The 23396-nt window shown below is 67.2% G+C and carries 23 protein-coding genes; 4 read left to right on the top strand and 19 right to left on the bottom strand.

Going from position 1 to position 23396, the window contains the following annotated elements; all coding sequences use genetic code 11:
• The first annotated feature begins 24 nt into the window (after positions 1–24).
• Both crtD and ACMVY4_RS10940 read left to right on the top strand, forming a co-directional pair.
• Positions 25–1590, top strand: a complete 1566-nt coding sequence (gene crtD / locus ACMVY4_RS10945) for a 1-hydroxycarotenoid 3,4-desaturase CrtD (protein WP_416900181.1) — start codon at positions 25–27, stop codon at positions 1588–1590.
• 80 nt (positions 1591–1670) lie between these two features.
• Positions 1671–2417, top strand: a complete 747-nt coding sequence (locus tag ACMVY4_RS10940; protein ID WP_416900180.1) for a carotenoid 1,2-hydratase — start codon at positions 1671–1673, stop codon at positions 2415–2417.
• Here the strand turns inward: ACMVY4_RS10940 and ACMVY4_RS10935 are convergent.
• The 9 genes from ACMVY4_RS10935 to ACMVY4_RS10895 all read right to left on the bottom strand — a co-directional run bounded on the left by ACMVY4_RS10935 (position 2414) and on the right by ACMVY4_RS10895 (position 11207).
• On the bottom strand, positions 2414–2557 hold the full coding sequence (locus tag ACMVY4_RS10935; protein WP_416900179.1) for a hypothetical protein: 144 nt from the start codon (positions 2555–2557) through the stop codon (positions 2414–2416). The genes ACMVY4_RS10940 and ACMVY4_RS10935 overlap by 4 nt on opposite strands.
• A gap of 24 nt (positions 2558–2581) precedes the next feature.
• Complete coding sequence (locus tag ACMVY4_RS10930; protein WP_416900178.1) at positions 2582–3634, bottom strand: phytoene/squalene synthase family protein; 1053 nt, start codon at positions 3632–3634, stop codon at positions 2582–2584.
• On the bottom strand, positions 3612–5144 hold the full coding sequence (locus ACMVY4_RS10925; RefSeq protein WP_416900177.1) for a phytoene desaturase: 1533 nt from the start codon (positions 5142–5144) through the stop codon (positions 3612–3614). The genes ACMVY4_RS10930 and ACMVY4_RS10925 overlap by 23 nt, the downstream gene beginning before the upstream one ends.
• Positions 5145–5198: 54 nt before the next feature.
• A complete protein-coding gene (locus ACMVY4_RS10920) occupies positions 5199–6485 on the bottom strand; it encodes a DUF3422 family protein (RefSeq protein WP_416900176.1) in 1287 nt (428 codons plus the stop codon).
• A gap of 4 nt (positions 6486–6489) precedes the next feature.
• Positions 6490–7422 carry an alpha/beta fold hydrolase BchO gene (gene bchO, locus ACMVY4_RS10915; protein WP_416900175.1) on the bottom strand — a complete coding sequence of 311 codons (933 nt, stop codon included), beginning with the start codon at positions 7420–7422 and terminating at the stop codon, positions 6490–6492.
• Positions 7423–7424: 2 nt separating this feature from the next.
• Positions 7425–9170, bottom strand: coding sequence for a magnesium chelatase subunit D (locus tag ACMVY4_RS10910; protein WP_416900174.1), 1746 nt, complete (start codon positions 9168–9170; stop codon positions 7425–7427).
• Entirely contained in the window at positions 9170–10195 is a 1026-nt protein-coding gene (gene bchI / locus ACMVY4_RS10905) for a magnesium chelatase ATPase subunit I (RefSeq protein ID WP_416900173.1), read from the bottom strand. Before bchI ends, ACMVY4_RS10910 begins: the two co-directional genes overlap by 1 nt.
• 126 nt (positions 10196–10321) lie before the next feature.
• Entirely contained in the window at positions 10322–10792 is a 471-nt protein-coding gene (locus ACMVY4_RS10900; protein ID WP_416900172.1) for a TspO/MBR family protein, read from the bottom strand.
• 28 nt (positions 10793–10820) lie between these two features.
• Entirely contained in the window at positions 10821–11207 is a 387-nt protein-coding gene (locus ACMVY4_RS10895) for a c-type cytochrome (RefSeq protein ID WP_416900171.1), read from the bottom strand.
• A gap of 268 nt (positions 11208–11475) precedes the next feature.
• On the opposite strand from ACMVY4_RS10895, the gene ACMVY4_RS10890 reads away from it, so the two are divergent.
• On the top strand, positions 11476–12276 hold the full coding sequence (locus tag ACMVY4_RS10890) for a CbbQ/NirQ/NorQ/GpvN family protein (protein WP_416900170.1): 801 nt from the start codon (positions 11476–11478) through the stop codon (positions 12274–12276).
• Positions 12276–14600 carry a nitric oxide reductase activation protein NorD gene (locus tag ACMVY4_RS10885; RefSeq protein WP_416900169.1) on the top strand — a complete coding sequence of 775 codons (2325 nt, stop codon included), beginning with the start codon at positions 12276–12278 and terminating at the stop codon, positions 14598–14600. The genes ACMVY4_RS10890 and ACMVY4_RS10885 overlap by 1 nt, the downstream gene beginning before the upstream one ends.
• 3 nt (positions 14601–14603) lie before the next feature.
• Here ACMVY4_RS10885 and ACMVY4_RS10880 read toward each other — a convergent pair whose 3' ends face one another.
• From ACMVY4_RS10880 to urtC, 10 genes are read right to left on the bottom strand one after another with little or no spacing between them, the layout of a single operon-like run.
• Entirely contained in the window at positions 14604–15434 is an 831-nt protein-coding gene (locus ACMVY4_RS10880; RefSeq protein WP_416900168.1) for an urease accessory protein UreD, read from the bottom strand.
• On the bottom strand, positions 15431–16078 hold the full coding sequence (gene ureG, locus ACMVY4_RS10875) for an urease accessory protein UreG (protein ID WP_416900167.1): 648 nt from the start codon (positions 16076–16078) through the stop codon (positions 15431–15433). Before ureG ends, ACMVY4_RS10880 begins: the two co-directional genes overlap by 4 nt.
• A 4-nt stretch (positions 16079–16082) precedes the next feature.
• The gene (gene ureC / locus ACMVY4_RS10870; protein WP_416900166.1) at positions 16083–17795 is read right to left on the bottom strand and encodes an urease subunit alpha; all 1713 of its coding nucleotides are present in this window, start codon (positions 17793–17795) and stop codon (positions 16083–16085) included.
• Between the two features lie 3 nt (positions 17796–17798).
• The gene (locus tag ACMVY4_RS10865; RefSeq protein ID WP_416900165.1) at positions 17799–18494 is read right to left on the bottom strand and encodes an urease subunit beta; all 696 of its coding nucleotides are present in this window, start codon (positions 18492–18494) and stop codon (positions 17799–17801) included.
• A gap of 19 nt (positions 18495–18513) precedes the next feature.
• Positions 18514–19176: an urease accessory protein UreF gene (locus ACMVY4_RS10860; protein WP_416900164.1), complete on the bottom strand. Its 663-nt coding sequence runs from the start codon at positions 19174–19176 to the stop codon at positions 18514–18516.
• Positions 19173–19625 (bottom strand): urease accessory protein UreE, encoded by a 453-nt coding sequence (ureE, locus tag ACMVY4_RS10855; protein WP_416900163.1) that lies wholly within the window; start codon positions 19623–19625, stop codon positions 19173–19175. Before ureE ends, ACMVY4_RS10860 begins: the two co-directional genes overlap by 4 nt.
• A 59-nt stretch (positions 19626–19684) precedes the next feature.
• A complete protein-coding gene (locus ACMVY4_RS10850) occupies positions 19685–20722 on the bottom strand; it encodes an aliphatic amidase (RefSeq protein WP_416900162.1) in 1038 nt (345 codons plus the stop codon).
• A 49-nt stretch (positions 20723–20771) separates the two neighbouring features.
• Complete coding sequence (urtE, locus tag ACMVY4_RS10845) at positions 20772–21467, bottom strand: urea ABC transporter ATP-binding subunit UrtE (RefSeq protein WP_416900161.1); 696 nt, start codon at positions 21465–21467, stop codon at positions 20772–20774.
• A complete protein-coding gene (urtD, locus tag ACMVY4_RS10840) occupies positions 21467–22216 on the bottom strand; it encodes an urea ABC transporter ATP-binding protein UrtD (protein ID WP_416900160.1) in 750 nt (249 codons plus the stop codon). Before urtD ends, urtE begins: the two co-directional genes overlap by 1 nt.
• Before the next feature lie 3 nt (positions 22217–22219).
• The gene (urtC, locus tag ACMVY4_RS10835) at positions 22220–23395 is read right to left on the bottom strand and encodes an urea ABC transporter permease subunit UrtC (RefSeq protein WP_416900159.1); all 1176 of its coding nucleotides are present in this window, start codon (positions 23393–23395) and stop codon (positions 22220–22222) included.
• Position 23396: the final 1 nt, after the last annotated feature.

Below are 23396 nucleotides of genomic sequence, written 5' to 3'. Positions count from 1 at the left end.
CAACGAGCTTTTCCCGGAGCGCCCATGGCGGAGCATCCGACGGTCATCATCGGAGCAGGGATCGCCGGCCTGGCCGCGGCCCTGGATCTCGCCGTCGCAGGGCGGCCGGTTCTGGTGCTGGAAACAGCCGACCGGCCTGGGGGCAAGATTGCCCAGGCCGGTGTCGGCGACGCGCGGATCGATTGCGGTCCGACGGTGTTCACGCTGAAGCCGGTCTTCGATGCCCTGTTTTCCGAGGCAGGTCTGGATTTCGATGCCGCGGTCAAGGCCCGGCCGGCGACACGGCTCGCCCGGCATGTCTGGCCCGGCGGCGAAACGCTGGATCTGTTTCAGGAGCCGGCGGCTTCGGCGGATGCGATCGGCCGCTTCGCCGGCCGCGCCGAGTCCCGCGGCTATCTGAGGTTTCTCGACGATTCCCGGCGCCTCTTCGAGACCCTCGACCGGCCCTTCATGAGACGGCCCGAACCGGGCATGGCGCAGATGCTCCAGGGCGCGGGGCTGCGCGGGATGAGCCTGCTGGGCCGGGTCCGCACGATGGGCAGCATGTGGGATGCGCTCGGCCGCTATTTCAGGGACGAGCGGCTTCGGCAGCTCTTCGGCCGCTATGCCACCTATTGCGGCGCGTCGCCTTTCGAAGCGCCGGCCACGCTGATGCTTGTCGCCCATGCCGAACAACGTGGCGTGTGGCTGGTCGACGGCGGCATGCAGGCGCTGGCGGACGCCGTGGCCGAGGCGGCCGCCAGCCTCGGTGCGGTTTTCCGCTTCGGCACGGCAGCGGAGCGGATCGAATGCGGTCCAGGCGGCGTCCGGGCGGTGGTCACGGCGGAAGGCGAGCGGATCGAAGCGGGCGCCGCCATCTTCAACGGGGACATCATGGCGCTGAAAGGCGGCCGGCTGGGGCCGGATGTTGCCGGAGCCCTGACATCGGATCAGCAGGCCGCCCCGTCGCAATCCGCGGTCACCCTGTCGATGACCGGTCGGGTATCGGGGCTGAAGCCGGACCGGCACACGGTGCTGTTCTCGGACCACTATCGCGCCGAGTTCGACGACGTGTTCCGGAGCGGCCGGATGCCGAGGAACCCGACAATTTACATCTGCGCGCAGGACCGCGGCGACGATACGCCGCCGCCAGACGGTCCGGAGCGCCTCTTCTTTCTCGTCAATGCGCCTGCAGGACTGGGCGGCGGCGTACCCACGGAGGCCGGGTCATGGATGACAGCACTGCTGCAACGCGCAGCCGCCTACGGAATTCAGGTTTCGCCGGGATCGGATCCGCCAGCGCTGGCGACGCCGGCCAGCTTCGCGGCGCGGTTTCCGGCAACGGGCGGGGCCCTCTACGGACGGGCGCTGCACGGTTGGCAGGCGGCGTTCCAGCGTCCGGGCAACCGGACGCGAATTCCGGGTCTCTACCTGGCGGGTGGCAGCATTCATCCGGGGCCGGGCGTACCGATGGCGGCCATGTCGGGCCGTCACGCCGCCTCCTGTCTGATCGCGGACACCCCCGCTTCGACGCCCCGGTCCCGCCGGGCGGCTATGCCTGGTGGTATGTCGACGGGGTCAGCGACGACGGAAAGAACGCGATCACCCTGATCGCCTTCATCGGTTCGGTCTTCTCGCCCTACTACTGCTGGAGCGGCCGCAACCGGCCCCGCAACCACGTCGCCCTGAACGTGGCGCTCTACGGCAACGACGCCGCGCGCTGGTCGATGACCGAACGCCCCGAGCGCGCGCTGACCACGGCTTCGGACCACATTGCCATCGGGCCGAGTTCGATGACGTTCGAAGGCGACGCGCTGACGATCGACATCGACGAACGTGCCGTTCCCCTGCCTCGGCGCATCAGGGGCCAGGTGCGCCTGATTCCGGAGGCGGTCACCGCCGGTCCCTACGCCATTCATCCGGACGGACGGCACGCCTGGTGGCCCGTCGCGCCGGTCGCACGGATCGAGGTCGATCTCGATGCCCCCGTAATGCGCTGGCAGGGACATGGTTATTTCGATTGCAATGCGGGCGACGCCCCGCTGGAGCAGGACTTCGCACGCTGGGACTGGTCGCGCCACAGCACCGCCCACGGGACCGTCATCCACTACGACACCGAACCGCGCGGGACGCCGGCGCAGGGGCTCGCGCTGGGTTTCGACGGCAAGGGCGAGGTCACCCGGCTCGAAGCGCCGCCACTGGCCGATCTGCCGGCCACGCTCTGGCGCGTTCGCCGCCGCACGCGCGCCGAAGCCGGGTCAACACCGCAGGTTCTGCGCCGGCTGGAGGACGCGCCCTTCTACGCACGCACGCTGATCCGGAGCCGCCTCTACGGCGAGGACGCCGACGGTGTGCACGAGACGCTCGACGGCGATCGGCTCAGGGCCGGCTGGGTCTGGCCCATGCTGCCCTTCCGGATGCCCCGAACCCGGCGCTAGTTGCCGTCGCCGTCGCGTTCGGCCTCCAGCGCCTTCTGCTTCTTGTACTGCTTGTGCTTCCAGACCTCGCGGAAAGCGAAGCCCAGCGCGATGCCGCTGAAGATCAGGATCTCCGCAATGATGATCCAGTTCGACTGCATCGGGGATCACCCTTCCTCCGTGGCTCAGGCGCGCCCCGCGTCCCGGCGCTGCTCCAGCCGCTCGAACAGGTCGACGACATGGCCGACCTGCTTCTCTACATCCCACCAGGCAGGCTCGGCAGGCAGGGCGAGCCGGGGATCGGCGCGGACCGCGTCGAGCAGGAACTGGGTCTCGGGCAAGGCCGGCTCCACGCTTCGCGGCCTCGACAGCGGCGTCGCGGCGACGGCGCCGGCCAGCAGCATCAGTTTCCGGCGGCCGGTGACATAGACGCGGGCACTGACGGAATCGAGGCCGGCCCGTTCCACCTCGCGGCCGATGGCGGCATAGAGCACCCGCGCCGCGTTGATCGCGGGCCGGCAGTCCGGCGGCAGCGCGGCGATGCCATCGCCCGCCCGCCGGTAAAGCCGGTCGGCCGCCGCCAGCAGCCGTTCGACCACGAGCGACAGGGCCGGACTGTGCACCGGGTCAGCCAGCCAGGCATCGGGATCGATACCTGCCTCCCGCATCCAGCTTCGCGGCAGGTAGAGACGTCCCTGACGGGCATCTTCGCCGACATCGCGGGCGATGTTGGTCAGCTGCATGGCGACGCCCAGATCGCAGGCCCGGGCCAGCACATCGGGACGGCGGTCGCCCATCAGCAGCGTCATCATCGTGCCGACCGCGGCCGCAACCCGCGCGGCGTAACCCTGCAGGTCTTCCAGCGTCTCGTAGCGACGGTCTTCGGTATCCCATCGCAGCCCGTCGATCAGTGCGGCGGGCAACGCCTGCGGGATCGTGTGGCGGGTCACCGTATCGGCGAAGGCGCGATCGACCGGGTCGTCCGCCGGATTGCCGCGATAGGCCAGGTCCAGCCGCTTCTCCAGCGCCCGGATCGCGTCTGCGCCCCCTTCTTCGAGATCGACCTTGTCGTCGGAGAGGCGGCAGAAGGCATAAAGCGAATAGGCCGGTTCCCGCACGCGGCGCGGCAGCAGCAGCGACGCGGCGAAGAAGGTCTTCGAGCCATGCCGGATGGCGCGCCGGCAAGCGGCGCGGTCCGCGTCGCTGGCATGGGTTCTACCGGACAAGGGCGTCGGCATCGGGCACCACCCTGTCGAGCACGCGCGCCGTCGACAGCACGCCGGGCAGGCCGGCCCCGGGATGCGTTCCCGCGCCGACCAGATACAGTCCGTCAATATCCTCGCTCTCGTTGTGCGGCCGGAACCACGCGCTCTGGGTCAGCACCGGCTCCAGGCCGAAGGCCGCGCCGAGGGTCGAGTTCAGATCGTCGCGGAAGTCGACCGGCGTCAGCAGCCGCGATGTGAGCACCGCGTCGCCCAGCCCGGGAAGAACTGTATTCTCCAGATGCCGCTGGATCGCCTGGCGGTAGGTTTCCGCCGTCGCCTGCCAGTCCGTGCCGCTGGCCAGATGCGGCACGGGCGAAAGCACGTAGAAGGCATCGCAGCCGTCCGGGGCGAGGGACGGATCCGTCGCCGTCGGCCGGTGGAGATAGAGGCTGAAATCCTCCGCCAGCACCTTTCGGTCGAAGATGTCCTTCAGCAGTTCACGGTATCGCGGTCCGAGAATGATGGTGTGGTGGTCCACATCGTCGTAGCGGCGGTTGGTGCCGAAATACCAGACGAAGAGACTCATCGAATACCGAGCGCGCTCGATCCTGCGGTCCGACCAGCGCCGCCGCGCCTGTGGCGGCACCAGACGCCGGTAGGTCCAGGTCGGGTCGGCATTGGAGACGACGATATCGGCGTCGATCCGCTCGCCCGAAGCCAGCGTCACACCACGGGCCCGTCCGCCCTCGACCATGATCGACGCAACGTCTGCGTTGCAGCGAACCGCATTCCCCTGTCCTTCGATCAGGCCAGCGAGACCGGCGACCAGCCGGTTCGTGCCGCCCATGGTGAAATGCACACCGTACCGACGTTCCAGCCAGGCGATCAGGCAGTAGACGGCGGTGACGGAGAACGGGTTTCCGCCGATGAGCAGCGGATGGAAGCTGAAGACCGTGCGCAACCGCTCGTCACGGAAATAGCGCGCGACCATGTCGTGCACCGTCCGGTGTCCGCCCAGCCGGACGAGGTCGGGCAGAATGCGCAGCATGTCGCCGATGCTGCCGAAGGGGACGTCGCCCAGCTCCTCGAAGCCGATGCGGAAGATGTCCTCGCTGCGGCGCATGAACTTCTCGTAGCCGGAGACATCGTCCGGCGCGAGCCGCGTGATCTCCCGGCGCATGGCCTCCGGATCGCCGTTGTAGTTGAAGCTTTCGCCGTCATCGAAGCGGATGCGGTAGAAGGGATCGGTCGGCACAAGGGTGACATCGTCGGCCAGCCGCCGGCCGCAGAGTTGCCAGAGTTCCTCGAACAGGAATGGCGCCGTGACGATGGTCGGACCGGCGTCGAAGGTGAACCCGTCCTGGCGAAAGACTCGCGCCCGTCCGCCGGGCTGATCGAGCTTTTCCAGCACTGTCACGCGGTATCCCCGTGCGCCCAGCCGAACCGCCGCTGCCAGCCCGCCAAAACCGCTGCCGATCACGACGGCATGCGGGCGCCTGTCCAGCTCCCTCGAGTCCGACCTTCTGTCAGCAACTGTCAACATAGTCTGACAGTCTATGTGTAATTTGAATTGAAAGACAATCGGGAAGCGTTGGCGTCAGTCGTCGTCGACCTTCAGCAGCTTCCGCGCCCGGCGCAGGCTGCGGATGACCAGCAGCGCCACGATCGGGATGCTGACCGCCATGACGAGCGCCGGATCGAGACCGACGCCCAGTTCCTCAGCGCCCTTGGCGGCATAGCCAACCAGCCCGACCGCGTAGTAGGTCACGGCTGCGACGGAAAGAGCCTCGACCGTCTCCTGCAGGCGCAACTGCATCTTGGCGCGCCGGTTCATGGATTCCAGCAGAGCCTGGTTCTGCCGCTCGTGATTGATATCGACGCGGGTCGAAAGCAGATGCGTGGTCCGGGCGACGCGCTGAGACAGCGATTCCTGCCGGTTGGCGACCGTCTCGCAGGTGTTCATGGCCGGCTCCAGCCGCCGTTCGGTGAATTCCTGGAAGGTCTGCAGGCCACGGATTCGGGTTTCGCGAAGCTCGGCGATACGCCGCTTCACCAGCGCGTGGTAGGCCGCAGCCGCTGCGAACCTGTAGTGGTTCTGCGAGTTGCGGTTCTCAAGCTCCGCGTCCAGCCGCGTCAGCCGGTCGAGCAGCAGCGTCTCGTCCCGTTCGTTCGCAGCCGACAGCGTCCGCGTGATCTTTGCGAGTTCGGTCTCGCATTCGTCGAGAAAGGGCGAGGCGACGCGCGCCTGCGGCAGCGCCAGTAGCGCCATGACGCGGTAGGTATCGATCTCGAAGAGCCGCTGCAGCGTTCGTCCGGTCTGGTTCTCACTCATGCTCTTGTTCAGCACCAGCAGCCGACTGAAGCCGTCGCCGCGGATGCGGAAATCGGTCAGCGCCACCCCGGCGCCGTCGGCCACCGCCGAGCCGATCAGGACATTGCCGGCGAAATGCTTCTTCGAGATTTCTTCCGGATCCGGTGCACTGGAGCGGGTCTTCAGTACGGCGGCATGCGCGGCCACGACCACCTCACCTTCCAGCCCAGCCAGCCAGTCCTCCGGCACTTTCGAGATCGCCGTGCCGCCGAACGGATCGTCCTCTCCACCCGGCGCCATGAAGGTGAAGCGGGCGAACTCCGTATGCCGTTCCCACTTGAGACGGAACGGCCCGAAATCGGCGCGGAAGTGGTTCTGGTTTGCGCCCGGCGGGGCGATCTTGAAACGCTCGGCCAGATCGATCAGGGGGGCGATGTCGCGGTCCCGGCGGGCGCGCTCGCCCATGATCGCCAGGTAGGACATCCGGAGCGGCGCTTCCAGCGGTTCCGGCGGCCGCGCATGAACCTCGTCGTTGAGTTCGAAACGAAGCGGATGATCGGCCGGCATGCGCATCCCGTTATCCCCCGCCTCCGGCGTCGCCGATTCGGGCATGGCGCAGCACGATTCCGGCGACCGCGTCGGGCCGCTCCTCGTGGGCGAGATGTCCCAGCCCGTCGAGCTTCTCCAGCTCTGAGCCTGGCACCCTTTCGCGGATCCGTTCCGCGTCACGTGGCGGCACAGCCGTGTCGCGGCTGCCGGCCACAAGGACCAGCTTCGGCTTCAGGGATGGCAGCGCGCGGGCCAGCCGCTCGAGATCCCATCCGGCCATCATGTCCACCGCGCCAGCGACGTGTCCGCTCCGGCGGAGCAGGCGCGTGTAGAGAACCAGACCTTCACGGTCGATCTGCGAGCCCATCCGTTCGATCAGCCGGCGGACGGCAGCCGGATCGGCGGCGCCCCAGGCAAACAGGCGCGGCGCAAGCGAAGTGGCGCTGAGCAGACGCGCCACCGGCGAGAAGGTGAAACCGGCGAGCCCCTGGAATGGCATCAGCGCGCCATTCACACTGACAAGCAGTCGTGGCTCGATCCGGCTGTCGATCGCCATGGCAGCCAGAATGGCGGCGCCGGCCGAATGGCCCAGCGCAATCTCGGGCTGCATATCCAGTTGAACGAGCAGTGCGCCCAGCGCCTCGCCGATTCCTTCGACAGTGACGCTCCGCCGCCTGAGACGCTGCGAAAAGCCGTGGCCCGGAAGGTCGGGCGCAATCACGGTGAAATGCGGCGTCAGCAAGGGCAGCAGATCGCGCCAGGAATGCGTCGCCGCGCCGGTGCCATGGACCAGCAGCAGGACCGGCCCATCGCCGGCCACCTGCACATGCCAGCGGATGCCACCCGCCTCGACGAAACGGCTTGCCGCGGCGTTCGGCCAGTCCTTTCCGTCACGGCTCCAGTCCGGCGCATCGGGGTCCGCCCGGCCGTCCGCGCCGCAGATGGCAGGTGCGCGCAACACGATCAGGCCGCCTTTCCGGCAGGCTGGGCCGCATTCCGGATGGCCATGTCGAGACGGGCCGGATCCGCGTAGGGCAGCGGCAGGTAGTCGGCCCCCATCTCGGCGGCAAGACGGCTCGCCTCGGTTCGCGGCCGCGGCGATACGTCGATCAACAGCGACCTGATGCCCCGCACCCGCAGCACGCGGGCGGCAGCCGTGGCGTCCTCGGCGGCCTGCGCCCGGCCGGGAGCGCCGTCCCGGCCGATATTCGCCCGGCCATCGGTAAGCAGCACGATCAGCGGCGTCGCGCCGGAGCTCTCAATGCTCACGGCCAGAGCTGTGGCCGCCTCGATGCCCGAGGCCAGAGGCGTCCCGCCGCCGCCGGGCACCGTCGCCAGCAACCGTTTCGCCCGTGTCAGAGAACCGGTCGGCGGCAGCACGAGGTCGGCTACAGCGCCGCGGAAGGCAATCAGCGCGACCCTGTCGCGCCGGATGTAGCAGTCGGCGAGCAGCCGCTCGACAGCGCCCTTCGCCTCCGCCAGCCGGTGCACGGCCGCCGAGCCCGAAGCGTCGACGGCGAAGATGGTCGTGGTCTCGCTGCGTTCGCGGAAGCGCTTCACGCGGAGATCTTCCATGTGAACCCGCAACGCCGGCCCGGCATCTCGGCCGCGGCGCAAGGCCTGCCAGGGCGCGGCGGCCCGCAACGTCGCCATCAGGTCGAGCCGGCCATCGCTGCGCGGGTCGCCCCGGCGGCTGCCGACAGGACGCCCACGGCGTCCCGACTTGCGGAAGGCGCCGGCCTTGCCCTGCCGTTGCGCGTTGCGCCGCCTTTCGCCGGAGCGCAGGGCGAGCAGCAGATCGTCGGGCAGAATCGCCTCAACCAATTCCAGCAGGCGGTCCTGCACCGCCTGCCCGTCCTCGGCGTTCGCATCCTCGCTCTCGGGCTCCTCCGGCATCTCCGGTTCATCGGGCTGCTCGGCCGGCTCCTCTTCCGATGGCATCCGGGTGGCGCGGCCGGCCAGCACCAGTTGAACGGCCAGCGCCACATGGAAGTCCGCGACCTCGTTCGACCCGTCCAGCGCAGCAATGATGCGCGCCGCCTTCAACGCCTGCATCGGCGCCCGCAGCGATTCGATGCCAAGAGAGAGCGCCACAGCCGACAGGACTTCGGGCAGTTCGGCGGGTGTCTCGATGTCGGATTGGCGACGCCGCGCGTCATCGATGCGGGAACGGATTTCCTCAACGCCGCAAGGCGGCTCTACCGTTGTGTTGGCACCATGCAGACAGAGGCCGAGCCGGTCGCTGAGGCCTGGCGGCGGGGTCTCGTCGCCGACACCTTCGTCAAAGGCGATCACACCGAAGGATACAGGCCGCGCAATGCCGTCCGGCCCGGGAATGAGGCCATTGTCCATGGCTGCGCCCAGAAGTCCTGCAAGCCTTGGCTCGATCCGCTCAGCCATGCCGACATGAACCAGGCCGCCGCTCACCTCCTCCAGAATGCCGGACTGGAAGACGGGGCGCCCGCGCGCCAGCGTCGCCGAAAGGTCGAGCCCGCCCAGCAGACGATCCTCGGTGATGCCCACCGGCATGCGCATCAGGCGCGCACCCTCGGACATCACCTCGTTCAGACAGGCCAGCCAGCGCCGGCGGATCTCATGGGGCATGCCCTTGATGACCGCGCCGCCCAGCGCGGACGGATCGACGGCGAGAACCTCGAGCGCAATCCAGGGAAGGGCCGCGGCATCGGTGGCTGCGGCCGGCCGGCCCATCAGGCAAAGACCGCCTCCAGCGCCCGTTCGACACGGACGCCGGAGCCGGTATCGTCCAGCGGATCACGGCGGAGCCGGTGACGCAGCGCCGACGGTGCCATCGCCTTCAGATGCGCCTCTTCGACGGCGGACTTGCCGCTCAGCGCCGCCAGCGCGCGCGCCGCCCGGATCAGCGTGAGTTCGCCCCGCAGACCGTCGGTGCCAAGCTCGCTGCAGATGCGTGCAGCCAGTTCCAGAGCGCTGTCAGGCGTTTCGACCGATGGCAGCTTCTTGCGTGCGCGGCCGATCCTGTTGCGGATCTTCGCGTCCGCCTTCTTCCAGCTCTCGGCATACGCTTCGCGATCCCGCTCGAAAGCGTCGCGGCGTCGGATGACCTCGACGCGGGCCTTCAGGTCGGTCGGCGTCGTCACCTCGACGGACAGGCCGAACCGGTCGAGCAACTGCGGCCTGAGTTCACCCTCTTCCGGATTGCCGCTGCCGATCAGCACGAACTGCGCCGGATGCCGGACGCTCAGGCCCTCACGTTCGACGACATTCTCGCCGGAGGCGGCGACATCGAGCAGCAGGTCGACCAGATGATCTTCCAGCAGATTGACCTCGTCGATGTAGAGAAAGCCGCGGTTCGCCCGCGCCAGCAGTCCGGGTTCGAAGACGCGGGCGCCGTCGGACAACGCCCGCTCCAGATTGAGCGAGCCGACCACGCTCTCTTCGGTCGCGCCAAGCGGAAGGTCGATGACCGGCACGGGCTTGCGCGCAACCTTCGGCCGGGCCCGCGAGACCTGTCCTGCGCAGTCGTCCTCGCAATGGTCCAGAGGCTTGTCCGGATCGCAGGCGTAGCGGCACCCGTCGACGACCCGCATGTCGGGCAGAAGTGCGGCCAGCGCCCTGACGGCTGTCGACTTGCCAGTGCCGCGGTCGCCGAAAACGAGGACGCCGCCGACCGAGGGATCCACCGCCGACACCAGAAGCGCCTGCTTCATCTCTTCCTGGCCAACGATGGCCGAGAACGGAAACGCAGTCGCCAAGCTGACCCCCTTCGTCTCGCCGGCGGCCCGCTGGGGGCCGGCATGCGGCGCACATGCGGAAAGGGTAGTCCGCCAAAAGTGTCAAGTCCACTTGACTTTCAGGGTGACAATCGGCCCGGCCAACGCTCAGGCCATGCGGAACGGCCGGTTGCGGCGGTAGACGCTGAAGTTCAGCACGGCAGCAAAGCTGACCCAGATCAGATAGGGGACCAGCAGCCAGGCGGCGGTCTGCGAGAACGGCTGGAACAGCAGGATGGTCGCAACGATCGACAGCCAGAGCAGAACGATCTCGGCCAGCGCCAGATCGGGCCGTCGCATGCCGAAGAACACCGCAGACCAGAGCGCGTTCAGCACCAGCTGAACGCCGTAGACCGCAATCGCCTCCGGCGCGCCGGACCAGCCCGCCGACTGCCACACGAGCCAGCCGGAGACGGCGATCATGCCGTACAGCACCATCCAGACCGGCCCGAAGAGCCAGTCCGGTGGCCGCCATGCCGGCTTGTCGAGATCGCGGTACCAGCCGCCAGGCCGAAACAGCGCACCCGACGAAGCCGCCAGCACGTTCAGACCGATGAAGACAAGAAGCGACAGGGACATGGAACCCGCTTCGCCGCCCGAGCCGCGCCTAGTTCGTGAACTGCTTCAGATACGAGATCACGTCGGCCCGGTCCTGTTCCTTCTTCAGACCGGGAAACGCCATCTTCGTACCCTTTACGACGTCGCGCGGCTTCTCGAGATATTCCATCATCGCTTCCTCCGACCAGACCAGGCCGTCTTCGCCGGCCTTCTGCATCGCGGATGAGTAGCGGTAGCCGTCCAGTGCGCCCGCCTGTCGGCCGAAGACGTCGTTCAGCATCGGTCCCACGCGGTTCTTGGCGCCGTCGCCAACCATGTGGCAAACCTTGCACTTCTTGAAGACATCCTCGCCCGCCACCGGATCGCCCTCGGCGTGAGCGGCCCCTGCAGCCAGCAGAAGACCTGCTGCGACGGGAAGTATGATGCGCCCGATCATGGTTTCCTCCTCTTGCTTTTCGGACGGTTTACGCAGGGGCCGGCGGAACGGTTCCGGGGTGCGACCAATTGACGGAACGCGGCCGCCGCAAGCGCCTTCCATCCGTGACGTGAGGAACTCGCGGACAAGCAATAGCTTGCGGGCCGATGCTGCACTTGCGAAACTGCCGACAGACGCGGACAGGGCCGTCCGCGACCCAAACTTGGCAGTGAAGCCGTGACGGGACCGCGTGTCCCGCTGCGGCTTATTTTGTTTCTGGAGGACCGCCATGGCCGAACTGGACGCCTACAGGCTGGACGAAGAACCTTTCTACGAACCCTCGGGCGAGGAGACCGGCGTCTTCGAGGCTGCCTACAGGCACCGCCTGCCCGTCATGCTGAAGGGCCCCACCGGCTGCGGAAAGACGCGCTTCATCGAATACATGGCGTGGAAGTTGGGCAAGCCGCTGATAACGGTCGCTTGCCACGAAGACATGACGGCGTCGGACCTTGTCGGGCGGTTCCTGCTGGATGGCGCGGGTACGGTCTGGCACGACGGGCCGCTCACCCAGGCCGTCCGCCATGGCGCGATCTGTTATCTGGACGAAATCGTCGAGGCGCACCAGGACACGACGGTCATCATCCACCCGCTGACCGACGAGCGGCGCATCCTGCCGCTGGAAAAGAAGAACGAGCTGGTCAAGGCGCATCCCGACTTCCAGCTCGTCGTCTCCTACAACCCCGGCTACCAGAGCGTGCTCAAGGACCTCAAGGAATCGACGAAGCAGCGGTTCCTGGCCCTCGACTTCAACTACCCGGAAGCCGCCGTCGAGGCATCGATCGTGGCGAAGGAGGCGGCGGTCGAGGACGGTCTCGCCCGGCAACTCGTCGAGCTCGGCGTACGCACGCGAACGCTGCGCGGCGAAGGGCTGGAGGAAGGCGCATCGACCCGCATGCTGATCCAGACCGCGCGCCTGATCGGGGCCGGGGTCGCCCCGCACACCGCCTGTCACGCCGGGATCGTCACGCCGATCACCGATGACGGCGACATGCGCATCGCCCTGGATGAACTGGTGGACGCCTGCATCTGATGGTGCAGGGCGCGGACAGCGGACCGGCGCTCAGCGTCATCACCGCCGAGCCGGAAAGCCCGGTCACCCGGCTGCACCGCTACGTCGCCCGACGTCCCGACCTGCGCGCCGCCTTTCACGCCGAATGGGCGCGTCTCGAGCGAACGGCCCTGATCGGTTACCGCGAAGCCTGGTCCGAAACGGTCATGGCCCTGTTCGACATCAACGCCGGACCGGGTTGCGTGATTGCCTATCTCCGCTTCTCTGCCGGTCATGCCGGGCAGGTGGATGCCGGCGTGATTCTGGAGACGGGGCGGACGGCGCGCGCCATCTGCCGTGAATGCGGAGCACGCCTCGCGACCCGCTTCATCGAAAGCTTCGGCGAACGCGCAGCGCGGCTGGAGACGGAAGCCCGGGCCGCGCCATGGCTGGACGGTCTGCGCCGCACCGCCGAAGCCGGTCCGGCCGCACTGGAACCCACGCTGGAGAACCTGCCGACGGTGTGGCGGGCACTGGAAGGGCCCGCCTTCGTCGACTGGGTTGCGACCGGCCTGCGCGCCGGCGGCGGGGCGCGGGCAAAGCTGAACGCATGGTTCTCGCTCGCCGATCCGCTGGCGCGGCAACTGCTGGAAGACGCCGGCGAAGGCGCCGCCGCGCAGTATGCCGCGCCGCTGCAGAGCTTCGCGCACGCGCTCTGGGACCGGCCGATGAAGCTCGGATTCCTGCCCTTGCCGGACGATCCCGACGCCCCGCCCGGACGGCCCGTGCTGGCTGGCCGGTTCGTCATGCTGCCGCGAACTTTATCGGAAGTGTCCGAGGAGATGCGGCGGAAGGCCTGTTTCGCCGCCGTCGCGCACGCGGCCGCCCACCGCCGCTTCACACCCGGCCGTTTCGACCCGGGCAGTCTGAAGCCGCTGCAGATCGTGCTGACCTCGCTGATCGAGGATGCCCGGGTCGAATACCTGGCAATACAGCGGCTGCCGGGCCTGCGGCGGTTCTGGGGGCCGTTTCATGCCATCGAGCCCGGTACTGCCCGGACCGTGCCGCAACTTCTCGAGCGCCTTTCCCGAGCGCTCTTCGACCCGGACTTCGACGATCCCGAACCCTGGGTCCGCAAGGGCCGCACGATGTTCCAGGACCGCCTGGACAGGATCGACGACCCGGCGATCAGCCGCGAAATCGGCAATCTGCTGGGCAACGATCTGGGGCAGATGCGTATCCCCTTCATCGCCAGGACCTATCGCGCCGAGCCGGTCTACCGCGACGATCATGCCGGACTCTGGGACCGGGAACCGCCCGACGGGCCGCAGATGGAAATGCAGATGTCCATCGATACGGCGCGCAAGGAGGAGCGGGAGAATGATGACGGCGAGCGCCGGGAGGATCAGGCGCCGGACCAGGACACGGGCCGCGTCCGCCCCGCCGGCCGGCCGCCGGAAGACGGTGTGCCCGTGGCCACCTATGCCGAGTGGGACCGGGCCGCCGTTCGCTACCGCCACGACTGGACGACGATCCTGGAAGTGCAGCCGGAACCTGTTCCCCGCAATCCGATGCAGGATGTGCTGGAACGGCATCCCGCACTGGGCCATCGCATCGACGCGCTGGTCCGGTCGGTCAAGTTCGGGCGGCCAAAGCGTCAGAAGAAGAAGGCCGAGGGCGAGCGGCTGGACATGGACGCCGCCATCGCGTCGGTCATTGCCATCAGGGCCGGCGAGGATCCCGATCCGCGGGTCTACGAGACGTTCGAGCGCGAGCAGCGCGATATCTCGATCCTGTTGCTGCTGGACGCCTCGCTGTCGACGGGCGACCGGGCCGGCGCGAAGGGCGAGCGGCTGATCGGGATCGAACGGGACGCTGCCCTGCTTCTCGCGGGCGCAATGGACAGGCTGGGCGACCCGCTGTCGGTCGCCGCCTTCGATTCGGACGGGCGGGAGAAGGTCCGGTTCCGCCCGCTCAAGGCCTTCGGCGAGGATTTCGGCGAGGCGGCCGCGCGGCGCATCGCCGCCGTCGAACCGGGTCTCTCAACCCGGCTCGGCGCAGCCATCCGCCACTGCGGCGCACTGCTGGCCGGAGAGCGGACGCACCGGCGGCTGCTGATCGTGCTCACAGACGGCGAGCCTTCCGACATCGATGTCCGCGATCCGGGCTATCTGACAGAGGATGCGAAACGCGCTGTCCAGGAACTGCGGGCCGAGGCGATCGACGTCTTCGCGATTGGCCTCAAGCCCGAAGCTGGCGCCGCCGGTCAGGCCGTCTTCGGCCGCCGCCAGTTTCTGCCGCTTCGCTCGGTCGAGCAGCTGCCGGAGCGGCTCGCCATGCTCTACTTCCGGCTCATGGCGCGGTAGGCGTCATTTTCCCCGCGGCATGGGCGGGACGCCGGTGGCGGCCTCGAAACCGATACGAAAGACAATGTCGCTCGCAGCCGCAAGGGCAGCGCCGCTTTCCGCCAGCGCGCGGATGACGATCCCGCCCCCCGCCAGCGGCCCGGCGCCAGCGTAGAGACGGTCCCCCGAAAGCGTATTCCGCATCCGCGTCAGCACATTGTCGCCGAATGCCGGACCGGCGAGGAAGTAGCTCGCCATCGCCAGATGACGGCCGTCGGGACTCAATGCCGCCACGAGGCTCTCGCCTTCCAGCCGCTGCCGGTCGATCACCGGATCCATGCCGGGCCGATCAATTACGGTCTCGTTGCGCCAGTGGCGGACGCCATCGGCGTGTCCGCGCGGATCGTGCGCCAGCAGCCCCTCGCAGAGCATCAGGTTGGCGCCTTCGGCCAGCACCGCCCTGACCGTCTGATCCAGCCCCGCGCCCGAGAACAGGATCGACGGATCCGGCATCCAGGCCAGAAAGCCGCCGGCGCCGACGTCAAGCCGCACAGACTGCGCTGAACCCTGACCGCGATGGACGATTGTCGAGGCCTGTGTGGTCAGGTGGAGACCGGCCCCGGGGCCGACCTCGACCGACATGTCCAGCCTGTCCCCTTCGTAGAGGCCGCCGGACGACGACTGCAGAAACAGCGTCGCCAGACCCAGAGGCCGGTCCAGATGGAACGGCCGGGTCAGATGAAAGGGATACTGCGCGAACTGCCGGACCAGCTTCGTCGGTCCGGACGGGGTGCGCCGGAAGTCCAGCGAAAGCCGGGCGAGCCGTCCGGCCGCTTCAGTCAGCGGTGCGTTCACTGGTCGAACAGGACCGCCGACGACAGCGCCTCGACGATCAGATCGACGCCCTTGCCGGATCGGCATTCCGTGAGCACGACCGGACGTCCGTTGCGAACGTCACGTGCCTCGGCGCACATGCGTTCCAGATCGACGCCGACATGCGGGGCCAGGTCGGCCTTGTTGATGACCAGCAGATCGGACTGCACGACACCAGGCCCCTTCTTTCGGGGGATGTCGTCGCCGCCCGCAACGTCGATGACGAACATCCACCAGTCGGCGAGATCCAGCGAGAAGGTGGAGGCCAGATTGTCGCCGCCGGATTCGATCAGGATCAGATCGAGTTCCGGATAGGCCATGTCCAGCTGGTCGGCGGCGGAAATGTTCAGCGTCGGGTCCTCGCGGATGACGGTATGGGGACAGGCGCCCGCCTCGACGGCCAGCACGCGTTCCGGGTCGATCAGGCCGCTGCGCCGGATCCGTTCGGCATCCTCCCGTGTGACCAGATCGTTGGTGATCACACCGACATCGATGCCGCGTTCCGCCAGCAGCGGCAGAAGCGCTTCGATCAAGGCTGTCTTGCCCGATCCGACGGGACCGCCGATACCGACCCGCGCCGCGGCCGCAGCCTGCGCCGGCGCCATCTGCTGCGAAAGGCTGATCATCGGCTCACCTCATCATGTAGCGCTGGGCCAGCGGCAGTTCGGTCGCCGGCTCGCAGGTGGCGAGTTCGCCATCGACATAGACGTCGAAGGTCTCGGGATTGACGGTGATCTCCGGCGCGGTGTCGTTGTGCAGCATGTCGGCCTTGGTCAGGCCGCGCGTGCCGCGCGCCGGGAGAAGCATCTTCGAGAGACCGAGGCTGTCCGAGATGCCGTTCTCGATCGCCAGTGGATTGACGAAGCAGGCGCTGAGATTCTCCTTCGCCCGCCCGAACGCGCCCCATTGCGGCCTGAGCGCCAGCGGCTCGCAGGTCATCAGCGAGGCCGCGCTGTCGCCCATCGCGCCCCAGGCGATGAAGCCGCCCTTGATCACCAGTTCCGGCTTGATGCCGAAGAAGGCCGGCCGCCAGACAACGATGTCGGCCATCTTGCCGTCTTCCAGCGAGCCGATGTGATCGGCGATGCCGAAGGTGCGTGCTGCATTGATCGTGTACTTGGCGATGAAGCGCTTGATGCGCTCGTTGTCGCCGATCCGGGTGCTCTCCTCGGGCAGGCGGCCGCGCTGATCCCGCATCTTGGAGGCCAGCTGCCAGGTCCGGCAGATCACCTCGTTGATCCGGCCCATGCCCTGACTGTCCGAGCCCAGCATGGCGATGGCGCCGATGTCGTGGAGCACATCCTCGGCGGCGATGGTCTGGGCGCGGATGCGGCTCTCGGCGAAGGCCACATCCTCCGGAATTGCCGGATTGAGGTGATGGCACACCATCGTCATGTCGAGGTGCTCGTCGAAGGTGTTCACCGTGTAGGGGTTGGTCGGATTGGTCGACGACGGCAGGCAGTTCGGCACCCCGGCGACGCGGATGATGTCCGGCGCGTGCCCGCCGCCTGCGCCTTCGGTGTGGTACATGTGGATCGTGCGTCCGCCGATGGCCTCCAGCGTCTGCTCCAGGAACCCGCTCTCGTTCAGCGTGTCGGTGTGCAGCTGAACCTGGAAATCGAGTTCGTCCGCCACTTTCAGGCAGTGATCGATGGTCGCCGGCATGGCGCCCCAGTCCTCGTGGATCTTCAGACCGAGACATCCTGTACGGAGTTGCTCTTCCAGCGGCGCCGACTGATGGGAGTTGCCTCGGCCGAGGAAACCGAAATTGATCGGCCACTGCTCGGCGGCCTGCAGCATCTTGCCGACATTGAAGGGACCACCGGAATCGATGCCGACCGTGATCGGCCCCAGCGAGCCGCCAAGCATGGTGGTGATGCCGGATGAGATCGCATGCTCGCAGAGCTGGGCGCTGTCGAAATGGACATGCACGTCGATGGCGCCGGCGGTGACGATCAGCCCCTCGCAATCGCGCACTGTTGTTGCGGACGACGGCCGGAGACGCGGATCGACGCCGTCCATGATCGCCGGGTTGCCGGACTTGCCGATGCCGACGATCTTCCCGTCCCTGATCCCGACATCGCCCTTGACGATCCCGACGACCGGATCGATGACGATGGCGTTGACCAGCAGCATGTCGAGCGCGCCCTCGTCCGAGGTGAGGCCCGACGTCAGCGCGATGCCGTCGCGGAGGGTCTTGCCGCCGCCATGCAGGCATTCCTCGCCATATACGGCGTAGTCGTGCTCGATCTCGGCGATCAGCGAGGTGTCGCCGAGGCGGATGCCGTCGCCCTTGGTCGGGCCGTACATCTCGGCGTAGCGTTCGCGGGAAATTGTCGCCATGGATCAGGCCCCCCGGTAGCCGCGGGCTTTCGCCCGTTCGAGTGCGGCCTGTTTCACGGACTCATCGGTGGCGAGGCCTTCTGTCAGACCGTTGAGGCCGGTCAGTTCCTGACGGCCGCCGAACGGTACCAGCGTTACCTTCTTGGACTGCCCCGGCTCGAACCGGACGGCTGTGCCGGAAGGAATGTCCAGATGCAGGCCGAAGGACGCGGCGCGGTCGAAGTCCAGCGCCTTGTTGGCCTCGAAGAAGTGGTAATGGCTGCCGATCTGCACCGGGCGGTCCCCGGTGTTCAGGACTTCCAGTTCGGTGCGCGCGCGGCCCGCGTTGAGTTCGATCTCGCCATCCGCATAGAGGATTTCGCCCGGCGTGCGGTCGAAGGTGGCGTCCTCGGCGCCGGCCCGGATCGGATCGTGGATCGTCACCAGCTTCGTGCCGTCGGGAAACGTGCATTCGACCTGCAGCATGGGCATCAGATCGGCGACGCCGGGCATGACATCGTCGGTCGACAGGATCGCCGCCCCGTCCGACATCAGATCGGCGACCGACTTGCCTTCGCGCGCGCCTTCCAGGATCTCGTCGGCGATCAACGCCGTGGCTTCCGGGTGATTGAGCTTCAGGCCCTTGGCCCGGTGTTTCCGAGCCAGTTCGGCGGCCACATAGATTGTCAGCCGTTCGTATTCGGTGGGCGTCAGCAGCATGGCGGTCAGGCCCCTCCCTTCAATTCGAGAACAATCGGCTTTCGCCCGTCGCGCCGCGCATGGCCGCGATCTCGGCGAAGGGCGTGAAGCCGCAATAATCTTCGGGCGGTTCGGATGCGGCGCTCTCCTCGATCACGGTCAGCAACCGCGAGAGCAGACCCTGGCCGGCAATGGCGCCGATAAGGTTGAGCCGGATCGCCGCCGCGATCTGACCCGATGCGAAGGCGTAGGCGCTTGCCAGAACGGCAGTCTCCGGATCCATGCCGACCGCGCGCCACATGGCGCCCTGGACGACCGGCAAGTGGCCCGGCGTCCCACCGGCAGCCACCATCCGGGCGAACTCGTCCGCCCCCCGCGTGCCCAGCCTGCGGTGGCTGGCGAGCAGCGCGCGGCCATTGCGGCGCGAGCCCTCCGCCAGCACGGCGACCGTCTGTGTCCGGTCGAAAGCGGCATCGATGACCGCGGTCTGCGCGAGATCGCCCGCGGCGTGAGCACGGAGCAGCGCCAGACGGTCGGCGCAGGCCCATCGATGACTTATCTGCTGAGCGATGAAGGTGAAGAGCGCCTCCGGGGATGGCCGCCCGCCCTCGGACGACCATCCTTCGAGGCCCTGAGAGAACGCGAATCCGCCGTTGGGGAAGGCGGTGTCCGCATGCTGCAGGGCCTGGAGGAGCGCGTTCATGTCTCGGTCATGCCCACCACGACGCCGCCGCCCTGCACCAGTTCGGAAAGACGCTCGATGTAGTCGGTCTCGGGTCCTTCGAGCGCGACCAGGAGATCGTCGCGGTCGAAACGGACCCGCCAGTGCAGATTGCCCGCGTGATAGCCGAGTTGGATGGCATTGGCGGAGGACGTCGGGTGCAGCCTGAGCCAATTCTCGTCCTCGACCCTGACGACGATCGCCAGGTCGTCCTCCAGCCACAGCACCGCGCCATTGTAGAGCCGCTCCTCGCGGGACAGCGCGATGGTGCATTCCGTCCCGCGGTCGGTGGTGGCCCTCAGCCGCCGCCGCGCCGTGTCCTTCGACGGCAGCACGATGTGCTCGACCTTTCCCTTGTGCGCGAGATCGTGGATCGGATCCCGCATGGAAGGGTCGGAAGCGCTGCCCAGTATGCCGGAGAGGTGAGGCATCTCGGTCATCCGGGCCGGGAAGAGCGGAGACCCTCCCCGGCCCCGGACCTTTCTGGCGGTCAGCGGTGGCCGCTGGCCGCGTTGGGGATACCCTCGATGGGCGCTTCGTCGGTGCCGACCGTGTCGCGGGTCAGATTCTCGACCATCTCGCGGGTTGCGTCCGGATCGGTGACCCACTTGGTGTAGAAATCGTACGGGCACGAAGCGACGCCCTTGTCCCCCTCGCCGGAGTTGATCATGCCGGTGTAGCCGCGGTGCAGCAGCTTGAAGAGGTGGTTCTGGGACTGCATGTTCTTGCGCGAATCCCGGATCAGCGACTTCGACAGACCGGCATACTGAATGCCCATGTCCTCCTCGCCGCATTCGCCAAGCGTCCGGCCGTCGAAACCGATCAGCGCCGAATGGCCGAAATAGGAATAGACGCCGTCGAAGCCGGCCGCGTTCGCCACCGCCACGTAGCAGTTGTTCGCCCAGGCCATGGCTTTCGACATGACGACCTGCTGGTCCTTGGCCGGGTACATGTAGCCCTGGCAGCGGATGATCAGCTCTGCGCCCTTCATGGCGCAGTCGCGCCAGATCTCCGGATAGTTGCCATCGTCGCAGATGATCAGGCTGATCTTCATGCCCTTCGGGCCCTCGGAGACATAGGTGCAATCGCCGGGATACCAGCCCTCGATCGGCACCCAGGGCATGATCTTGCGGTACTTCTGGACGATCTCGCCCTTGTCGTTCATCAGGATCAGCGTGTTGTAGGGCGCCTTGTTCGGGTGCTCCTCGTGCTGTTCGCCGGTCAGCGAGAACACGCCCCAGACCTTCGCCTTGCGGCAGGCCTCGGCGAAGATCTCGGTCTCCTCGCCCGGCACTGTGGCCGCGGTCGCGTACATCTCGTCCGGGTCGTACATGATCCCGTGGGTCGAGTATTCCGGGAAGATCACCAGGTCCATGCCGGGCAGGCCCTGTTTCATACCCACCACCATGTCCCCGATCTTCCGGGCGTTCTCGAGCACCTCGGCCTTCGTGTGCAGCCGGGGCATCTTGTAGTTCACGACGGCAACGCCGACCGTGTCGTTACTGCTGGAAATATCACCGTGCAACATGGGTGTTCCTCCTCGTCCGTTGCATGCCGTCAGCGACCCGGCGCCGCGGTCAGACCGACATGTGCCGATGCACGATCTCGTCGGTCAGCCCGTCCACGCCGCCATCGGCGACGATCCTGCCCTTCTCCATCATCGCGAAGCGGTGACAGGCCCGCCGCGCGAAAGCCACGTTCTGTTCGACCAGGATCACGGTCAGCCCGTGGTCGCGGTTCAGCGCGATCACCAGGTTCTCGATCTCCTCGACGATGTTCGGCTGGATGCCTTCGGTCGGCTCGTCCAGCAGCAGGACCTTCGGCTCGACCGACAGCGCCCGCGCGATCGCGAGCTGCTGTTGCTGCCCACCGGACAGCACGCCGCCGGGGCGTCCCAGATTCTCGATCAGATAGGGGAAGAGCTGCGGCACCAGATCGGGGATCTTCTTCGGTGCGCGGGATCGCGCGAAGCCGCCCATCAGGATGTTCTCCTCGATGGTGAAGTCCGGGATGATCTCGCGGCCCTGCGGGACATAGGCAATGCCCGCCCGCGCCCGTTTGAAGGTCTCCTCCTTCGCCAGCGGCTCGTCGCCGAGCACGATCTCGCCATCCATCCGGTCGACCAGCCCGATGATCGTCTTCAGCAGCGTGGTCTTGCCGACGCCGTTGCGGCCCAGCACGGCGACGATTTCGCCCTCCGGTATGTCCAGGCTGACATCGTGCAGGATGTGGCTGCGGCCGTAGAAGCTGTCGACATTGCGCAACGCCAGCATCAGTGAATGCCCCCGCTGCCCAGATAGGCCTGCTGGACATCCTTGTTGGTCTCGATCTCCTCGATCGTGCCTTCGGCCAACAGCCTGCCCAGATGCATCACCGTGATCCGGTTGGCGATGGTGCGGACAAAGGCCATGTCGTGCTCGACGACAAGGATGGTGTGGTCGCCGGCGAGGCTGGTGATGATTTCGGCTGTCTTCTGGGTCTCGCCCTGGGTCATGCCCGCGGTGGGTTCGTCCAGCAGGATCACCTTTGGCTCCTGGATCACCAGCATGCCGAGTTCCAGCCACTGCGTCTGGCCGTGGCTCAGATCGCCGGCCTGCATCTCCTGGACGTCGCCCAGCCCGGTGAGCTCCAGCACCTCCTCGACCCGCGCCTTCTGTTTCGCCGAGAAACCGATGCCCAGATTGGCGAAGATGGAATCGCTGCGGCAGGCGGCAACCTCGAGGTTGCGCCGAACGCTGAGTTCCCTGAACACGCTGGGAATCTGGAACTTCCGACCGAGGCCGCGCCGCGCGATCTTGTGCTCGTCCAGGTTCGTGATTTCCGTGTCGTAGAGGTGAACCCGGCCGGACGTGCTCTTGGTCTTGCCGCTGATCAGGTCCATCAGCGTCGTCTTTCCGGCGCCGTTGGCGCCGAGCAGCACGCGGAGTTCGCCTTCCTTGACGATCATGGAGAAGCCGTCGACGGCGCGGAAGCCGCCGAAGTCAACGGTGATGCTGTCGATGGTGAGAGCGGACTCGGCCATGGGTCAGTCCCCCTCCGCAGCGGCTTCGACAGGCCGTTCGACGGCGGGCTTTCCGGCAGCGGCGGGTTTGCGGCCGTTGCCACCCGCGATGCGCTGAAGAAGGAAGTCGACCGAGTCCTGGGCGAAGCCGGCAAGGCCGCGCGGCAGGAACAGGACGACCGCGACAAAGATGAAGCCGATGATCGCCTTCCAGGCCTCGACCAGTTCCTCGGTCTCGCTCATCGAGGCTTCGATGGTGTTGATCAGGATCGCGCCGATACAGGCACCAAGCAGCGACCCGCGCCCGCCCACAGCCGCCCAGACCACCATGGTGATCGAGAAGCTGAGGTCCATGAAGGTCGGCGAGGCGAACTCGGAGACGACCACGTAGAGCATGCCCGCGAAGCCCGCGATGGCCGCCGAAGCGCAGAAGAAGAAGATCTGGTAGAGCGGCACGTCATGGCCGAGGTAGCGGACGCGGTTCTGATCGTCGCGCGTGGCCTGAAGGATCAGTCCGGCGCGGGTTTCCATCAGCAGCCGCGACAGGATCAGGACGACAATCAGGGAGAAGGCCGCAAGGTAGTAGGTCTCGACCAGATAGGGATCGAACTCGAACCCGCCGACCGTGAACCAGGCCAGATCGGTCAGGCCGTTGAAGCCGTTGGTTATGGGCTGGGCGTCGATGATCAGCAGCCGGACCAGCAGCACCATGGCCAGCGTGATGATGGCGACGAACACGCCCGAGATCCGCTTGCGGAACATGATCGAGCCGAGGATGAAGGCCAGCACCACCGGCAGCACGATCCCCATGAAGATGCCGAAACCCTGCGCCTGGAAGGGGATCCAGAGAAACGAGCCCTGATTGATGCAGCAGAGATCGGTGACCGCGCCCGGCTCGGCGTTCCAGAGCATGAAGTCTGGCACCGGCGTGTCGGAGCCCTGCGCCAGGCTGGTCGGGCTGGCCAGCTTCAGCGACATCGCAAGCATGTAGGCGCCCGCCCCGAAGAACAGGCCCTGCCCCAGATTGAGGATGCCGGCATAGCCCCAGGACATGGCGATGGCGACGCCGAGCATCCCGTAGACCAGATACTTGGCGAAGCGGTTCAGCCAGAAGGCGTCGTAGAAGGCCGGCAGCGCCAGGATCACCGCGAAGAAGACCAGGTAGGCGGCGATGTCGAGCGAGATGCGGACACGATCCATG

Source organism: Minwuia sp. (genome assembly GCF_048007105.1).
In the GTDB taxonomy this organism is placed as follows: Bacteria; Pseudomonadota; Alphaproteobacteria; order Minwuiales; family Minwuiaceae; genus Minwuia.
The sequence above is the reverse complement of the archived record's forward strand: the minus strand, read 5'-3'. Positions and strand labels throughout refer to the sequence as shown.

Excerpts from the sequence above, each read along its gene's own strand:
- ACMVY4_RS10930 (WP_416900178.1), bottom strand. The coding sequence starts at position 3,634 with ATGCCGACGCCCTTGTCCGGTAGAACCCATGCCAGCGACGCGGACCGC.
- ACMVY4_RS10935 (WP_416900179.1), bottom strand. The coding sequence starts at position 2,557 with ATGCAGTCGAACTGGATCATCATTGCGGAGATCCTGATCTTCAGCGGC.
- urtD (WP_416900160.1), bottom strand. The coding sequence starts at position 22,216 with ATGGCCGAGTCCGCTCTCACCATCGACAGCATCACCGTTGACTTCGGC.
- ureE (WP_416900163.1), bottom strand. The coding sequence starts at position 19,625 with ATGCCTCACCTCTCCGGCATACTGGGCAGCGCTTCCGACCCTTCCATG.
- ureG (WP_416900167.1), bottom strand. The coding sequence starts at position 16,078 with ATGATCAGCCTTTCGCAGCAGATGGCGCCGGCGCAGGCTGCGGCCGCG.
- ACMVY4_RS10860 (WP_416900164.1), bottom strand. The coding sequence starts at position 19,176 with ATGAACGCGCTCCTCCAGGCCCTGCAGCATGCGGACACCGCCTTCCCC.
- ACMVY4_RS10920 (WP_416900176.1), bottom strand. The coding sequence starts at position 6,485 with ATGCGCATGCCGGCCGATCATCCGCTTCGTTTCGAACTCAACGACGAG.
- ACMVY4_RS10850 (WP_416900162.1), bottom strand. The coding sequence starts at position 20,722 with ATGTTGCACGGTGATATTTCCAGCAGTAACGACACGGTCGGCGTTGCC.
- ACMVY4_RS10890 (WP_416900170.1), top strand. The coding sequence starts at position 11,476 with ATGGCCGAACTGGACGCCTACAGGCTGGACGAAGAACCTTTCTACGAA.
- ureC (WP_416900166.1), bottom strand. The coding sequence starts at position 17,795 with ATGGCGACAATTTCCCGCGAACGCTACGCCGAGATGTACGGCCCGACC.
- ACMVY4_RS10885 (WP_416900169.1), top strand. The coding sequence starts at position 12,276 with ATGGTGCAGGGCGCGGACAGCGGACCGGCGCTCAGCGTCATCACCGCC.
- ACMVY4_RS10865 (WP_416900165.1), bottom strand. The coding sequence starts at position 18,494 with ATGCTGCTGACGCCCACCGAATACGAACGGCTGACAATCTATGTGGCC.
- ACMVY4_RS10895 (WP_416900171.1), bottom strand. The coding sequence starts at position 11,207 with ATGATCGGGCGCATCATACTTCCCGTCGCAGCAGGTCTTCTGCTGGCT.
- urtC (WP_416900159.1), bottom strand. The coding sequence starts at position 23,395 with ATGGATCGTGTCCGCATCTCGCTCGACATCGCCGCCTACCTGGTCTTC.
- ACMVY4_RS10910 (WP_416900174.1), bottom strand. The coding sequence starts at position 9,170 with ATGGGCCGGCCGGCCGCAGCCACCGATGCCGCGGCCCTTCCCTGGATT.
- ACMVY4_RS10925 (WP_416900177.1), bottom strand. The coding sequence starts at position 5,144 with ATGTTGACAGTTGCTGACAGAAGGTCGGACTCGAGGGAGCTGGACAGG.
- crtD (WP_416900181.1), top strand. The coding sequence starts at position 25 with ATGGCGGAGCATCCGACGGTCATCATCGGAGCAGGGATCGCCGGCCTG.
- ACMVY4_RS10900 (WP_416900172.1), bottom strand. The coding sequence starts at position 10,792 with ATGTCCCTGTCGCTTCTTGTCTTCATCGGTCTGAACGTGCTGGCGGCT.
- urtE (WP_416900161.1), bottom strand. The coding sequence starts at position 21,467 with ATGCTGGCGTTGCGCAATGTCGACAGCTTCTACGGCCGCAGCCACATC.